Source organism: Paraburkholderia sp. UCT2 (genome assembly GCF_014397665.1).
Taxonomy (GTDB): domain Bacteria; phylum Pseudomonadota; class Gammaproteobacteria; order Burkholderiales; family Burkholderiaceae; genus Paraburkholderia; species Paraburkholderia tuberum.
Genome location: NZ_VZQO01000137.1, coordinates 1 through 1,133 on the forward strand (window position 1 = coordinate 1; position 1,133 = coordinate 1,133).

General features: G+C 57.9%; 1 protein-coding gene. It reads right to left on the reverse strand.

Going from position 1 to position 1,133, the window contains the following annotated elements; all coding sequences use genetic code 11:
- Window positions 1-33: 33 nt before the first annotated feature.
- Window positions 34-1,059: an IS630 family transposase gene (locus F6X39_RS36090; protein ID WP_187620149.1), complete on the reverse strand. Its 1,026-nt coding sequence runs from the start codon at window positions 1,057-1,059 to the stop codon at window positions 34-36.
- Between the last annotated feature and the right edge of the window lie 74 nt (window positions 1,060-1,133).

The window sequence follows — 1,133 nt, forward strand, 5'->3', positions numbered from 1 at the left end:
TTACTAAGCCGAAACAAAGTAACCGGACATGGGTCAAGCCGCGTAGCGGACTGACGGATGTTGAAACATGGATCGGACCAGGGCGGGAATCTTCTGCAACGAGCGCAGAACCGCTCGAACTCGCTGCTTGAGATGCCCGGGACCTTTGATGGCAAGCTTGCCGATCTTGTGATGTTTGAGATAACCCCATACCAACTCGTCCGGGTTCAGGTCTGGCGAGTAAGCAGGAAGGAAGAACAGACAAAGGCGCCCATTCGATTCCGCGGCAAGCTGCCGGATCGCTTTGCAACGATGTACCGGATGACCATCGGCAATCAGGAAGACAGGCGCATCGGCGGTGAGCATCAGTCGTTTGACGAAGTCGACGTACACGGAGATCTTGAAGCTGCCTTCGAAACACATGAATCGAAGTTGGCCACGCGGGCTGATCGCTGAGATCAGGTTCACCTTGAAGCGCGCGCCAGTGACTTCGACTACCGGTGTTTGACCGACCGGTGCCCAGGTCGTGCCGCTGTGATAGTCCGATCGCACCGTCGATTCGTCGACGAAGAAGATCTGTGCCCCGCAGCGTTTGGCCTGCCCGACAATGGCCGGGTATTCGTCGCGCATCCACGACTCGACCAGTTCAGGGTCGCGTTGGTACGCACGCGCGAGCGGCCGCTGGGGTGAAAGCCCGAGCTTGCGCAGCAGTCGACCGACCGACACCTCGGAGAGCCTGACGTTGAAATGTTCGCGAATCAACTCCCGCACCATGTCTCGCGTCCACAATGCAAACTCGAACTTCATCTGCATGGGGTTCTTCGTTGTGACCGTCTGATAGACGAAGCGGATAGCCTCGGACGAGAGCTTCATCGGTCGACCAGGGATTACCTTGGCTCGTAACGCCTCGATCCCCCCTTCACGCCAGGCCGCCAACCACTCGTAAATACGCGCCCTCGAGAATCCGAGCGTGCGGATCACGTCCTCCGGCGACTCGCCAGCTTCGACGCGCTTGACCGCCCGAATACGGATCTCTTCAAGCGTTGCATGTGAAAGCTGCCGGCCGTCGTCCTCGCGCATCTCGCCTCTCCCTAAGCCCTTTAAAGCTTAGACCATGGCGTCGATTTATGTTCGCTTATTTATGCACTGGTTAG

What these genes read in the sequence shown, in the direction of transcription:
- F6X39_RS36090 (WP_187620149.1), bottom strand. Translation starts at nt 1,059, where the DNA reads ATGCGCGAGGACGACGGCCGGCAGCTTTCACATGCAACGCTTGAAGAG.